Annotated in this window: 12 protein-coding genes and 1 rRNA gene; 2 read left to right on the top strand and 11 right to left on the bottom strand. The window is 74.2% G+C overall.

Translation table 11 applies throughout. The features are described from left to right. From ABEB07_RS33255 to ABEB07_RS33235, 5 genes are all read right to left on the bottom strand, one after another. A partial coding sequence (locus ABEB07_RS33255) for a hypothetical protein (RefSeq protein ID WP_345671752.1) occupies window positions 1-508 on the bottom strand: 508 nt, incomplete at its 3' end. A 19-nt stretch (window positions 509-527) separates the two neighbouring features. Further along, window positions 528-2270, bottom strand: coding sequence for a DNA repair protein RecN (gene recN / locus ABEB07_RS33250; protein WP_345671751.1), 1743 nt, complete (start codon window positions 2268-2270; stop codon window positions 528-530). A 108-nt stretch (window positions 2271-2378) separates the two neighbouring features. Next, window positions 2379-3302: an NAD kinase gene (locus tag ABEB07_RS33245; RefSeq protein WP_345671750.1), complete on the bottom strand. Its 924-nt coding sequence runs from the start codon at window positions 3300-3302 to the stop codon at window positions 2379-2381. Next, complete coding sequence (locus ABEB07_RS33240) at window positions 3299-4114, bottom strand: TlyA family RNA methyltransferase (protein WP_345671749.1); 816 nt, start codon at window positions 4112-4114, stop codon at window positions 3299-3301. The genes ABEB07_RS33245 and ABEB07_RS33240 overlap by 4 nt, the downstream gene beginning before the upstream one ends. 7 nt (window positions 4115-4121) lie before the next feature. After that, window positions 4122-4421, bottom strand: coding sequence for a hypothetical protein (locus ABEB07_RS33235; RefSeq protein WP_425589126.1), 300 nt, complete (start codon window positions 4419-4421; stop codon window positions 4122-4124). Between the two features lie 42 nt (window positions 4422-4463). Between ABEB07_RS33235 and ABEB07_RS33230 the strand changes: the two genes are divergently transcribed. Next, entirely contained in the window at window positions 4464-4811 is a 348-nt protein-coding gene (locus ABEB07_RS33230) for an SCP2 sterol-binding domain-containing protein (RefSeq protein ID WP_164587815.1), read from the top strand. Here ABEB07_RS33230 and ABEB07_RS33225 read toward each other — a convergent pair. From ABEB07_RS33225 to ABEB07_RS33210, 4 genes are all read right to left on the bottom strand, one after another. After that, window positions 4795-5679 carry an ABC transporter ATP-binding protein gene (locus tag ABEB07_RS33225; protein ID WP_345671747.1) on the bottom strand — a complete coding sequence of 295 codons (885 nt, stop codon included), beginning with the start codon at window positions 5677-5679 and terminating at the stop codon, window positions 4795-4797. The two genes, ABEB07_RS33230 and ABEB07_RS33225, sit on opposite strands and share 17 nt — an antisense overlap. Then, window positions 5676-6731 (bottom strand): FecCD family ABC transporter permease, encoded by a 1056-nt coding sequence (locus ABEB07_RS33220; RefSeq protein WP_345671745.1) that lies wholly within the window; start codon window positions 6729-6731, stop codon window positions 5676-5678. Before ABEB07_RS33220 ends, ABEB07_RS33225 begins: the two co-directional genes overlap by 4 nt. Then, entirely contained in the window at window positions 6728-7771 is a 1044-nt protein-coding gene (locus tag ABEB07_RS33215) for a FecCD family ABC transporter permease (protein WP_176148430.1), read from the bottom strand. The genes ABEB07_RS33220 and ABEB07_RS33215 overlap by 4 nt, the downstream gene beginning before the upstream one ends. Window positions 7772-7902: 131 nt before the next feature. Continuing rightward, window positions 7903-8931, bottom strand: coding sequence for an HAD-IIA family hydrolase (locus tag ABEB07_RS33210; RefSeq protein WP_176148431.1), 1029 nt, complete (start codon window positions 8929-8931; stop codon window positions 7903-7905). A gap of 73 nt (window positions 8932-9004) precedes the next feature. Between ABEB07_RS33210 and ABEB07_RS33205 the strand changes: the two genes are divergently transcribed. Further along, on the top strand, window positions 9005-10297 hold the full coding sequence (locus tag ABEB07_RS33205) for a DUF1015 domain-containing protein (protein WP_345671742.1): 1293 nt from the start codon (window positions 9005-9007) through the stop codon (window positions 10295-10297). Between the two features lie 67 nt (window positions 10298-10364). Here the strand turns inward: ABEB07_RS33205 and ABEB07_RS33200 are convergent, their stop codons facing one another. Both ABEB07_RS33200 and rrf read right to left on the bottom strand, forming a co-directional pair. Beyond that, window positions 10365-11246 carry a tetratricopeptide repeat protein gene (locus ABEB07_RS33200; protein ID WP_345671782.1) on the bottom strand — a complete coding sequence of 294 codons (882 nt, stop codon included), beginning with the start codon at window positions 11244-11246 and terminating at the stop codon, window positions 10365-10367. 1439 nt (window positions 11247-12685) lie between these two features. Beyond that, window positions 12686-12802 (bottom strand): 5S ribosomal RNA (rrf, locus tag ABEB07_RS33195). Window positions 12803-12955: the final 153 nt, after the last annotated feature.

The following is a 12955-nucleotide window of genomic DNA, read 5'->3' as shown; positions in this document are numbered from 1 at the left end:
GCGGACCGGGCGCGGCGCGCGCGAGGACGGTCCCGGCGGCGCGGCCGGGCCGCACGTCGAGCAGGTTGACGGCGTGCGCGGTCCCGGCGATCACCACCCCCGCGAGCACCTTGTCGACGGGCCGCTCCTTCAGCACCGCCCCGGCCGCGAGCCCGGCGGCGCCGATCCCGAACAGCTTGACCGCGCCGCTGGTGATCTCACCGCGTCGCAGCGCCGCGAGGTGGGCGCGGAAGCCGCGCCGCAGGTCGCCGGCCCCGGCCACGTCGTCGTAGGCGCCGCAGACGCCGGCCGCCAGCACCGCGAGTCCGGCCGCCGGCCGTATCCGTCCGGCGGCCAGCGCCGCGCCGAGCGCGGTCGCGGGCCCGGTGTACAGCCCGACGGTCCGGCCCGCGTGGTTGGTCCGCTCCCAGCGTCGCCGGCCACCGGGCGCCGTGGCGCGCAGTACGGCGGCGAGGGTGCCGGTGAGGGCGGCGGACCGGGCGAGCGAGGCGGCGGGACGCGAGATCATCCCGCCACCCTACGCACCCCTACAGATCGGCCCGGGCGGTGGCGAGCAGTTCCTCGGCGTGGGCGCGGGCCGCCTCGGAGTCCTCCTGTCCGGCCAGCATCCGGGACAGTTCCCGGATCCGCTCCTCGCCCTCCAGCACCTTCACTCCCGACCGGGTCACCGACCCGTCGTTCGTCTTCTCCACCAGCAGCTGCCGGTCGGCGAAGGCAGCCACCTGCGGCAGGTGCGTGACGACCACGACCTGCGCCGTCCTGGCCAGCTTCGCCAGCCGCCGCCCGATCTCCACCGCCGCCTTGCCGCCGACGCCCGCGTCCACCTCGTCGAAGAGGTACGTCGGCACCGGGTCGGTGCCCGCGAAGACCACCTCGACGGCGAGCATCACCCGCGACAGCTCGCCGCCGGAGGCGCCCTTGGCGATCGGCCGGGGCGGCGCGCCCGGATGCGGGGCGAGCAGCAGCTCCACCTCGTCGACGCCGTTCGGCCCGTAGGCGACGGTCCGGCCGCCGACCTCCACGCCGTCCGGGTCCTCGCTCTGGCGGAGGTCGAACGACACGCGCGCGTGCGGCATGGCCAGCGAGGCCAGTTCGGCGGTGACGGCGGCCGCGAACCGCTCGGCGGCCTCCGCGCGGGCGTCGGTCAGCGCCTGCGCCAGTGCGCCCAGCTCGGCGCGGAGCGCGTCCCGCTCGGCCGTCAGCTCACCGGTCCGCTCGTCGTCGGAGTCGAGTTCGGTCAGCCGGACGGCGCCGTTCTCGGCCCAGGCGAGCACGCCGTCCACGTCCTCGCCGTACTTGCGGGTCAGCGCGGTCAGCGCGGCCCGCCGCTCCTCCACGGCCGCCAGCCGCAGCGGGTCGGCGTCCAGGTCGTCGGCGTACCCGGCCAGCTCGCCGGCCACGTCGCCGAGCAGGATCCCGATCTCGCCGATCCGGTCGGCGAGGCCGGAGAGCGCCGGGTCGTGGGCGCGCACGGCCTCCAGGGCCCGCTGGGCCCCCGCGACCAGGGTGGCCGCGTCGATGCCCTCGGGGTCCTCCGGGTTGCCCGCCAGGGCGGCGTGCGCGACGGTCGCGGCGGACGCCAGCGCCTCGGCGTGCCCGAGCCGCTCGGCCTCCTCGGCCAGCTCGGCGTCCTCCCCGGCGCGCGGTTCGACGGCGGCGATCTCCTCCAGGCCGTAGCGGAGCAGGTCGGCCTCCTGGGCCCGCTCCCGGGCACGGGTGGTGATCTCCTCCAGCTCGGCGGCCACCGCGCGCAGCCGCCGGTAGGCGCCCGCGTACTTGGCCAGCGGCACGGCGACGGCGTCGCCCGCGTACCGGTCGAGGGCCTGGCGCTGCCGGGTGAGCTTGAGCAGGCCCTGCTGGTCGGTCTGGCCGTGCACGGCCACCAGGTCGTCGGCGAGCTCGGCGAGCAGCCCCACGGGCACGCTCCGCCCGCCCAGGTGCGCCCGCGAGCGCCCTTCGGCCGAGACGGTACGGCTGATCAGCAGCGCTCCGTCGTCCAGCTCGGCGCCGGCCTCCTCGGCCCGTAGGACGGCGGCGGCGCCCGGCGGCACGGCCACCCGGCCCTCCACCACCGCCTTGCCGGCCCCGATCCGCACGAGCGCCGGATCGGCGCGCCCGCCCAGCAGCAGCCCCAGACTGGTGACCACCATGGTCTTGCCCGCACCGGTCTCGCCCGTGACGGCGGTGAAGCCGGGTGACAGCTCGACGACCGCGTCGTCGATCACCCCGAGCGACCGTATCCGCATCTCCTCCAACACGACGTCGACCATACGAGGTTTTGGCCGCCTCGTGCGACGCCGCCCCGCCCGATGGGGCGGAGCAGGGCCGGTCACCCGCGTCCGCCCCGCTCGTTGACCGGGTGCCCGCCCGTGCGGCGCCTAGTGCGGCGCCCCGCGCCAGCCGGAGACCGGCAGCGCGAACTTGGCGACCAGGCGGTCGGTGAAGGAGGCGTGGTGCAGCCGGGCCAGCCGCACCGGCACGGCGCCGCGCCGCACCTCCACCCGCGCGCCCGGCGGCAGCTCCACCGTGCGCCGCCCGTCGCACCACAGCACCCCCGGCGGGACGTGCGGCAGCACCTCCACGGCCAGCACCGAGTCCGGCGAGGTGACCAGCGGCTTGGCGAACAGCGCGTGCGCGCTGATCGGCACCATCAGCAGCGCCTCCACCTCCGGCCACACCACGGGACCGCCGGCCGAGAAGGCGTAGGCGGTGGAGCCGGTCGGCGTGGCGCAGACGATCCCGTCGCAGCCGAAGCCGGTGACCGGGCGGCCGTCGATCTCCAGCACCACCTCCAGCATCCGCTCGGCGGACACCTTCTGCACGGCCGCCTCGTTCAGCGCCCAGTCGGTGTGCACGATGTCGCCGTTGCGGTGCACGACCACGTCGACGGTCATGCGCTCCTCGACCTCGTAGGCCCGGCTGACCACCCGGTCCACGACCTTGTCCAGGTCGTCGCGCTCGGCCTCGGCGAGGAAGCCGACGCGCCCCAGGTTCACGCCCAGCATCGGCACCCCGGAGGCGCGGGCGAACTCGGCGCCGCGCAGCAGCGTGCCGTCACCGCCCAGCACGATCAGCAGCTCGCACCCGTCCAGGCACTGCGGCGTGGCCTCGGCGACCAGTTCCACCTCGCCCGGCAGCGGCAGGTCGCACGCCTCCGCCTCCAGCACCCGTACGCCGATCCCCGAGTCCAGCAGCCCCTTGACCACCAGTTCGGCACTGCGCACAGCGGCCGGCCGGCCGGTGTGCGCCAGCAGGAAAACGGTACGCGCCCGGGTCTGTGTCCGAGCCTGAGTCTGTGTCAACGCGGCCCCTCCGCCACTGCACGGTCAACATCGGCCGGGTCCAGGGCGGGCGCCCCGGCACGCAGCCACAGAAAGTACTCGACGTTGCCGGAGGGCCCGGGCAGCGGACTCGCGGTGACGCCCCGCACCCCGAGCCCCAGTTCCCACGCCCTGCCCGCGACGCCCCGCACGGCCTCCGCCCGCAGCTGCGGACTCCGTACGACACCTCCGCTGCCCAGCCGCTCCTTCCCCACCTCGAACTGCGGCTTGACCATCATCACCAGGTCGGCGTCCGGCGCCGCGCACCGCGCCAGGGCGGGCAGCACCAGCCCGAGCGGGATGAAGGACAAGTCGCCGACGACGAGGTCCACAGGTTCTCCGTCGATCGCATCGAGCGTCAACTCCCGTACGTTCGTACGGTCCTTGACGGTGACGCGTTCATCCTGCCGGAGCGACCAGGCGAGTTGTCCGTAACCCACGTCGACGGCGACGACGTGGGCCGCGCCCGCGCGCAGCAGCACGTCGGTGAAGCCGCCGGTGGACGCGCCGGCGTCCAGCGCCCGCCGCCCCTCGACCGCGAGTCCCCGCGGCACGAAGGCGGCCAGCGCGCCGGCCAGCTTGTGGCCGCCGCGCGAGACGTAGTCGGGATCGCTGTCGTCGGACGTCACGACGATGGCGGCGGCGGTCTCCACCTGGGTGGCGGGCTTGGTCGCGACGGTCTTGCCGACGCTGACCCGCCCGGCGGCGATCAGCTGGCCGGCGTGTTCGCGCGAGCGCGCCAGCTTGCGGCGGACCAGCTCCGCGTCGAGACGGCGACGTGCGACTCCTGCCACGTTCTGTTCAGCTCCTGTGTCGGTACGGCGGTACGGGGGCCGCGGAGCCCGGGCGGGCGTCGAGCGCGGTGAGCGCGTCGCGCAGCCCCCGGTGTACATCCTCGTACACCGCCACGTGGCCGTCGGTGCCGAGGTGGCCGGCGTCGCCCAGCCGCTCCAGGACCGCGTCGACGCCGGCGTCGCCGGTGGGGGTGCGGGGCACGTCCAGCGGGGCGGGCGCGGCGGGGTCGGGGCCGCTGTCCCGCAGGCCGTCCGCCTCGGCCGCCGGGTCCGGCGGCATCTCCGTCCCGGTCACAGAGTCGCTCATGCCCAGACGCTACCGCGAAGCCCTGGGGTACCGTCGGTCGCGATGGCCACGATCGAGGAGTGCCGCACGGCGCTCGAGAAGCTCTCGGACAGCATGGCGGACTCCGACGGCGACGTCCGCGCCGCCGCGGCGCTCGACCGCTCGGTGAGCTGCCACATCACGGACCTCGACGTCACCTTCGTCGGCCGCCTCACCGGCGGCCGCGTCGACGTGCGCGACACGGTGCCGGGGCCGCCGCCCGACAAGGCGCAGATACGGCTCGCCATGGCCGGCGACGACCTGGTCGCGCTGGTCGCCGGCGAGCTGAACTTCGCCGCCGCCTGGGGTTCGGGCCGGGTACGGCTGGAGGCGGGCCTGCGCGACCTGTTCCGGCTCAGGAAGCTTCTGTAGCCACGGCTGCCGCTCCCGCGGCCTTCTTCCCGGCGCCCGCCCGCGCCTTGCGCGCGGCCGGCACCACCAGCGGCGTACCCGTCTCGGGGTCCTCGATGACCTGGCAGCGCAGCCCGAAGACCTCCTCCACCAGCTCGGCGGTGACGATGTCGTTCGGCGCGCCCTGGGCGACGACCCGGCCCTCGCGCAGAGCGATCAGGTGGGTGGCGTAGCGGGCGGCGTGGTTGAGGTCGTGCAGCACGGCCACCAGCGTGCGCCCCTGCTCCTCGTGCAGTTCGGCGCAGAGGTCGAGGACGTCGATCTGGTGCTGGATGTCCAGGTACGTGGTCGGCTCGTCGAGCAGCAGCAGCGGCGTCTGCTGGGCGAGCGCCATGGCGATCCACACCCGCTGGCGCTGGCCGCCGGACAGCTCGTCGACGTACCGCTCGGCGAGCCGCGCGATGCCGGTGCGCTCCATGGACTCCCGCACCACCCGCTCGTCCTCGGTCGACCACTGCCGCAGGACGCCCTGGTGCGGGTAGCGGCCGCGGCCCACCAGGTCGCCGACGGTGATGCCGTCGGGCGCGATGGAGGACTGCGGCAGCAGGCCGAGCGTGCGGGCCACCTTCTTGGCGGGCATCGACTGGATGACCTGCCCGTCCAGCAGCACCCGGCCCTCGCTGGGCCTGAGCATCCGCGACAGCGCCCGCAGCAGGGTGGACTTGCCGCACGCGTTGGGGCCGACGATCACCGTGAAGGAGTTGTCGGGTATCTCCACCGACAGCTGTTCGGCGATCACCCGCTGGTCGTAGGCGAGGGTGACGTTCTCGGCGGACAGGCGGTTCACGGTGCTCCTCGGATCGTTCACTGCGGTGGTGCGGGCGCTCATATCCGGCCCTTCTTGCGCTCGGTGACCAGCAGCCAGAGCAGGTAGACGCCGCCGAGCGCGCCGGTGACCACGCCGACGGGCAGCTGGTCGGCGCCGAAGGCGCGCTGCGAGGCCCAGTCGGCGACGACCAGCAGGGCGGCGCCCATGCACAGGGAGGGCAGGAGGTTGGGGCCGGGCGAGCGGGTCAGCCGGCGGGCGAGCTGCGGTGCGGTGAGGGCGACGAAGGAGACGGGGCCCGCGGCGGCCGTGGCGGCGGCGGTGAGCAGCACCGCGGAGCCCATCAGCAGCAGCCGCACCCGCTCGACGCGCACCCCGAGGGCGTACGCCGTGTCGTCGCCCATCTCCAGCATCCTGAGCCCGCGCGCCTGGCCGAGGACCAGCGGCAGGAGCACCGCGCCGAGCGCGAGCAGCGGCCACACCTGGGTCCAGTCGCGTCCGTTGAGCGAGCCGGTCATCCAGACGACGGCGCGGGCCGCGTCCACGAAGTCGGCCTTGGTGATGAGATAGCCGTTGACGGCGGTGACGACGGCGTTGACGCCGATGCCGACCAGGACCAGCCGGTAGCCGTGCACGCCCTGCTTCCAGGCGAGGAAGTAGATGGCCACCCCGGTGACCAGGCCGCCGGCGAGCGCGCCGAGGGTGACGGCGGTGGCACTGCCGGAGAACAGGACGATGACGGCGAGCGCCCCGGCCGTCGCCCCCTGGGAGAGGCCGAGCACGTCCGGGCTGCCCAGCGGGTTGCGCGAGACGGACTGGAACAGCGCGCCGCCCAGGCCCAGGCAGGCGCCGACCAGCAGCCCGACCAGGACGCGCGGCAGCCGCAGCTCCCGGACGATGAACTCCTGCCCCGCATCGCCCTGCCCGACCAGCGTCCTCAGCACGTCGGAGGAGGAGATCGGGAAGTCGCCGGTGCCGATCAGCACGACGCTCGCGGCGAGCGCGGCCAGCAGCAGCAGGAGGACGACGGTGAACGCCCGCGTGTCGACGCGGAGGGAGAGCCCGCCCGGGGCGCGGACGGCCCGGGCGGTGCGAGGGGGGTGCGCGGTCTTCACAGCTGGGTCGTCCTCCGCCGGCGTACGAGCAGGATGAACACCGGGCCGCCGATGACCGCGGTGACCACCCCGACCTGGATCTCGGCGGGCCGGGCGACGATCCGCCCGACCACGTCGGCGCCCAGCAGCAGCACCGGCGACAGGACCGTGGCGTACGGCAGGATCCAGCGCAGGTCGGGGCCGGTGAAGGAGCGCACCACGTGCGGCACCATCAGCCCGACGAAGACGATCGGACCGCAGGCGGCGGTGGCCGCCCCGCACAGCACGGTCGCGGCGAGCATCGCCAGCGCCCGGGTGCGGTTCAGGTTGGCGCCCAGGGCGCGGGCGGTGTCGTCGCCCATCGCCAGCGCGTTGAGCGGGCGGGCCAGCAGCAGCGCGAGGAGCGTGCCGGCCAGCAGGAACGGCAGCACCTGGACGATGGTCCCGTTCGTGGCGGAGGCCAGCGAGCCGACCGTCCAGAAGCGCATCCGGCCCAGCGCCGCGTCATCCATGATCATCACGGCCTGGAGGTAGCCGTACAGGGCGGCGCCGATCGCGGTCCCGGCCAGCGCGAGCCGTACCGGAGTCGCGCCCCGGCTGCCGCCGAGGAACCACACCAGCGCGCCCACGGCCGCCGCGCCGAGGAAGGCGAACCAGACGTAGCCGCTCAGGCTGGTCACGCCGAAGTAGGTGATGGCGGTGACCACGGCGGCCGACGCGCCCGCGTTGATGCCGAGGACGCCGGGGTCGGCCAGCGGATTGCGGGTGAGCGCCTGGAGCACGGCCCCGGACAGCCCGAGGGCCGACCCGGCGAGCAGCCCGAGGACCGTACGGGAGAGCCGCTCGCCGACCACCACGTCGCCGTACGTCCCCGAGTCCTGGAACAGACCGTGCCAGACCTGGGCCAAGGTCAGCTCCTTGGCCCCGACGGCGATGCTCACCAGTGCGACGAGCACCAGGACCGCGGCGGAGAGGACGAGCCCGGCGGCTCGGGTCCCGCGGCGGGTCGGGGGCGCGGCGGCGACCGCGGCGCGCTCTTCGGGAGGACTGTCGACCAACACGCGGTTAGGTTAGCCTAGCCTCGTCAACCCCTCACCGCCGCGTCCCCGTCCCGGGGCTGACCGCTCCGAGGCCCGCCGGTCGGGGCGGACCTCGACCTCACCGCCCCGGCCTCCACCTCACCGCGTCGGCCTCACAGCCCCAGCCGTGCCAGCGCCTTCTCCCCCTCCAGCTCGCACGCGTCCTCTCCGCCCGCCGTCCACGCCGCCGCGCACAGGGCGCGCAGTCCGTCCAGCGGCTCCCCGTCACCGGCCAGCTCCAGCCGGCTCGCGCCCGCCGACGCCGTCCACCCGCCGCACCCGAAACCATCACCCTCCCGGGTGATCTCCGGCTGCCCGGCGAGCAGCCCGCGCAGATCCGCGTCGACATACGTCGGCCGGTGCTGCGGCGGCGCCGCGAGCAGCTGCGCCCCGTCGGTCACCCCGGTCAGCACGAGCAGCGAGTCGACCCCGCCGTTGAACGCGCCCTCGATGTCCGTGTCCAGCCGGTCGCCGACCACCAGGGGCCGCTTCGCGCCGGTGCGCAGGATCGTCTCGCGGTGCATGGGCGGCAGCGGCTTGCCCGCCACCTGCGGCTCGGCGCCCGTGGCGATCCGGACGACCTCCACCGCCGCGCCGTTGCCCGGAGCGATGCCCCGCGCGCCCGGAATGGTCAGATCGGTGTTGGAGGCGTACCACGGCACACCGCGGTGCACCGCGTAGCAGGCCTCCGCGAACCGCCCCCACGGCAGCTCCGGCCCGCCGTAGCCCTGCACCACCGCCGCCGGGTCGTCCTCGGCCGAGTCCACCGGCACCAGGCCGCGCTCGCGCAGCGCGACCCGCAGCCCCTCGCCGCCGATCACCAGCACCCGCGCCCCGGCGGGCACCTGGTCGGCGATCAGCCGGGCCACCGCCTGCGCCGAGGTGACCACGTCGGACGCCGCCGCCGGTATGCCCAGCTCGGTCAGGTGCGCGGCCACCGCGTCCGGGGTGCGCAGCGCGTTGTTGGTGACGTACGCCAGATGCATCCCCCCGTCACGGGCGGCGGCCAGCGAGTCCACCGCGTGCGCGATCGCCTCACCGCCCGCGTACACCACCCCGTCCAGGTCGAGCAGAGCCGTGTCGTACGCCTCGCTCAGGGCCTGCCCACTGCCCTCGGGCCTCGTCCTGACACCCTGGCTCATTCCGCATCGCTCCTCGTCGTAACGGCTTTCCTCCGATCATCCCCCATGCCACTGACACACGTACGATGCCGGGATGAACACAGCAGGTCACACACCGGCAACACCGCGCCGAGGCCTGGAACTCACCCCGTTCCGAGGCCTTCGCTACGACCCCGACCGGGTCGGCAGCCTGGCCGCCGTGACGTCCCCGCCCTACGACGTCGTCGTCCGACCCGACGGCCTGCACCACCTCGAATCCGCCGACCCCCACAACATCGTGCGGCTGATCCTGCCCCAGGCCGGCACCCCCACCGCCCGCAACGACCAGGCCGCCGACACCCTGCGCCGCTGGCTGGCCGAGGGCGTCCTGACCACCGACGCCGAACCGGGCCTGTACGTCTACGAACAGTGCGACGGCGACGGCATGCTGCAACGCGGACTGATCGGCGCGCTGCGGGTGTCCGACCCGGACGAGGGCGTCGTGCTCCCGCACGAGGACGTGATGCCGCACGTCATCGCTGACCGCGCCGCCCTGATGCGGGCCACCAGCGCCAACCTCGAACCGCTGCTGCTCACCTACCGCGGCAACGGCTCGACCGCCGCCACGACCGTGATCCTCGAACGCACCGCCGAAAAGCTTCCGCTGCTGGCGACCATCACCGAGGACGGTTTCAGCCATCGGCTGTGGGCGATCACCGACCCCGCGGACGTGGCCGCCGTCCAGGAGGACCTGGCCCAGCACCAGGCCCTGATCGCCGACGGCCATCACCGCTGGGCGACCTACCGGCGGCTGCGCGCCGAGCACGCCTCCCCCAGCGCCTGGGACTACGGCTTGGTGCTGCTCGTGGACACCGCCCGCTATCCGCTGCGGGTCCGCGCCATCCACCGCCTGCTGCACGGCCTGCCGGTGGCCGAGGCACTGGCCGCCCTGGACGGCCTGTTCCGGGTACGGCGCCTGGACGTGCCGCAGGCCGACGCCCTGGCGGCGCTCGCGGACGCGGCGTGCGCGGGCAACGCCTTCCTGCTCGCCGGCGACGGCTCCTTCCACCTGGTGGACCGCCCGGACCCGGCCCTGCTGGCCCGCACGGTCCCCGCCGACCGCCCGGCCGCCTGGCGCACCCTCGACGCGACGGTCCTGCACGCCGCACTCCTGGCGCAGGTCTGGCACATCCCGGAGGACGATCCGACGCGTATCGCCTACATCCACGACACGGCGGCCACCGTGCAGAAGGCGGAGCGCGACGGCGGCACGGCCGTTCTGATGCACCCGGTCCGCGAGGAGGTCGTACGGGACCTGGCCCGGCAGGGCGTCACGATGCCCCGCAAGTCGACGTCCTTCGGCCCGAAGCCGGCGTCGGGTCTGGTGCTGCGGGCGCTGGATCTGTGAGACCGGCCGGACAGGGAGAAGGGCGGACCCGGTCGGGTCCGCCCTTTTCCCTCACCTACGACCGGACTCAGTCCTCGTCGCTCTCGCCCTCGGCCTTGGCGCCGGACTCGGCCACGGTCTCCTCCTCGACCTCGGCCGCGTCATCGGCCGCGGTGTCGTCATCGGCCCGGGCCGCGGCTTCGGTCTCGGCTTTCTCCGTGGCGGCGGAGGGAGCCTCGGCCCCGTCCTTCGCCGCGCCCGTCTCCTTGTCCGTCTCGTCGTGCTCGGACTCGTCGAGCGCGTCGGTGAACTCCACGCCGTCCAGTTCGGCCAGGCGGTCCGAGGCGTCGGTGCTGCCGTCGCGGTCGGCCTCGACGGCCTTGGCGAACCACTCCCGCGCCTCCGCCTCACGGCCGACGACCAGCAGCGCGTCGGCGTAGGCGTACCGCAGGCGCGCGGTCCACGGCTGGATGGAGTGGGAGGCCAGTTCGGGGCTCTGGAGCGTCACGATGGCCGCGTCCAGCTGGTCCATGTCCCGCCGTGCGCCGGCCGCGACGAGCCGCATCTCCACCTGGCCGGCCTTGTCCAGCTTGTGCACCTCCGGCGCGCCGGCCATGTCCAGCGCCTTCTCCGGACGCCCGAGACCGCGCTCGCAGTCGGCCATGACGGGCCACAGGTCCACGTTGCCGGTCATCCGGCGGGCGGCGCGGAACTCCGCGAGCGCCTCGCTGTACTTCTGGCTCGCGTACGCCGCGAAGCCGGCCGCCTCACGGACGGCGGCGACACGGGACGCCAGCCGCAGCGCGACCCTGGAGTAGCCGTAGGCGCCCTCGGGGTCCTCGTCGATGAGCCGGGCGACCATCACCAGGTTGCGGGCGACGTCCTCGGCGAGCGTCTTGGGCAGGCTCTGGAGCTCCTGCCGGACGTCCTTGTCGATCTCCTCCCCGGTGACGTCCTCGGGGATCGGCAGCCGCTTGATCGGCTCACGGTCACGGTCGCGCTCGTCGCGGAACCGCCCGCCGCCCCGCCGGTCGTCGTCCCGGCGGAAGCCGCCGCGGTCACCGCCTCGGTGGTCGTCACGCCGGTCGTCGCGGCCGCGGAAACCACCGGGACGGCCGCCCCGGTCGTCGCGCCGATCGTCGCGGCGCGGTCCACGGTCGTCACGGCCGCGGAAGCCACCCCGGTCACCGCGCTCGCCCCGGTCGCTCCGGCCGCGGTCGTCGTCGCGCCGGTAGGAGGGACGGTCGTCACGCCGGTCGTCACGGCGGAACGCCGGCCGGTTGTCGTCACGGCGGAAGCCGCCGCGGTCACCGCGCTCGCCACCACGGTCGTCACGGCGGTCGTCGCGGCGGAACGAGGGCCGGTCGTCACGGCGGTCGTCACGGCGGAAGGCCGGGCGGTCGTCACGGCGGTCGTCACGGCGGAAGGCCGGGCGATCGTCGTCACGGCGGAAGGAGGGACGGTCGTCGCGACGCGGGGCCGGACGGTCGTTGTCGCGACGGAAGCCGCCACGGTCGCCGCGCTCCTCACGCCGGCCGTAACCGCCATAACTCCCACGGTCACCCTCACGACGGTCGTCCCGCCGGTCATCACGCCGATCGTCACGACGGAAACCACCACGGTCACCACGGTCGTTGCGGTCACCGCCAGGACGGTCACCACCACGGCGGTCGTCGCGGCGCCCGTAGCCCCGGTCGTCGTCGCGCCGGCCGGGACCGCGCTCGTCATCACGCCGGACGTAACCGCGGCGGTCGTCACGGCGGTCACCGCGCTCGCCACCACGGTCGTCACGGCGGTCGTCACGGCGGAACGAGGGCCGGTCGTCACGGCGGTCGTCACGGCGGAAGGCCGGGCGATCGTCGTCACGGCGGAAGGAGGGACGGTCGTCGCGACGCGGGGCCGGACGGTCGTTGTCGCGACGGAAGCCGCCACGGTCGCCGCGCTCCTCACGCCGGCCGTAACCGCCAGAACCCCCACGGTCACCCTCACGACGGTCGTCCCGCCGGTCATCACGCCGGTCATCACGACGGAAACCACCACGGTCACCACGGTCGTTGCGGTCACCGCCAGGACGGTCACCACCGCGACGGTCGTCGCTCCGGCGGTCGTCGCGACGGCCGTAGCCGCCTCGGTCGTCGTCCCGACGGCCGAAGCCGGCGCGGTCGTTGGGGCGACGGGGGCCGCCGCGGTAGCCGCTGCGGTCACCGCGGTCACCACTGTCCCGGCGGCGCTGGTCGCGCTCGGGACGCTCGTCGGGAGAGTTGGTGGACATCGGTGACTCCTGTCTTCGGTACCGCAAAGTCTGTCTCACGCAGCCGGGTACCCGGTGCGCGCGGAAAAAGAAACGGAAAAAAGAAAAGGACCCCTGGTCCCAGCTGAACGCTGGTGACCAGGGGTCCTCCAAAGATTGTTCGGCGGCGTCCTACTCTCCCACAGGGTCCCCCCTGCAGTACCATCGGCGCTGTAAGGCTTAGCTTCCGGGTTCGAAATGTAACCGGGCGTTTCCCTCACGCTATGGCCACCGAAACCCTAATGGTTTCGAGCGAACAAGCACACTCTTTAATTGTGAGTTCAGCTCAAAGCCGGCAACTGTTCGTTGCCTCAGAACTTACACAGTGGACGCGAGCAACTGAGGACAAGCCCTCGGCCTATTAGTACCGGTCACCTCCACACGTTACC

Source organism: Streptomyces similanensis, from assembly GCF_039543625.1.
Taxonomy (GTDB): Bacteria; Actinomycetota; Actinomycetes; order Streptomycetales; family Streptomycetaceae; genus Streptomyces; species Streptomyces similanensis.
This window is presented reverse-complemented; position numbering and strand designations above follow the sequence as displayed.